The sequence below is a fragment of the Psychrobacter sp. Sarcosine-02u-2 genome, from assembly GCF_002836335.1.
GTDB lineage: Bacteria > Pseudomonadota > Gammaproteobacteria > Pseudomonadales > Moraxellaceae > Psychrobacter > Psychrobacter faecalis.
The window spans coordinates 1-353 of sequence record NZ_PJBX01000075.1 but is presented as its reverse complement, the minus strand read 5'-3'; the positions used below and the strand labels follow the sequence as shown (position 1 = coordinate 353).

At 42.8% G+C, this 353-nt stretch carries 1 protein-coding gene; it reads right to left on the bottom strand.

The window, feature by feature from the left end:
* The coding region (locus CXF58_RS14190) for a helix-turn-helix domain-containing protein (RefSeq protein WP_145989777.1) at nt 1–249 on the bottom strand (249 nt) is incomplete at its 3' end.
* Nucleotides 250–353: the final 104 nt, after the last annotated feature.

Below are 353 nucleotides of genomic sequence, written 5' to 3'. Positions count from 1 at the left end.
AAGCTTGTCTGTCACCCATGCCCAGAGGTCAGCCACAATAGTTGTGGCGTTGTTAGCCCGTCTGTCACAAGCCTTGTTATTAGCATGCTTTGCTCGGTAACCTCGTAGGCTTTTATTGCGTCTAAGCTCTCTTGATATGGTACTGGGACTTCTGTTTAACGCCCTCGCTATAAAATTAATACTATGTTTTGCCCCTTTAAGGACATAAATCTGGTATCGTTCACCTAGGCTTAGATGTGTATAGCTCATGGTTGCAATCTCACTTTGGTCGGTGGATAAAAACTTTGATGCTAGCGCATCTAGGTCTTTTTTTCACCTTGCATTTGGTATTGCACTTCATGTGTTAATCTAAG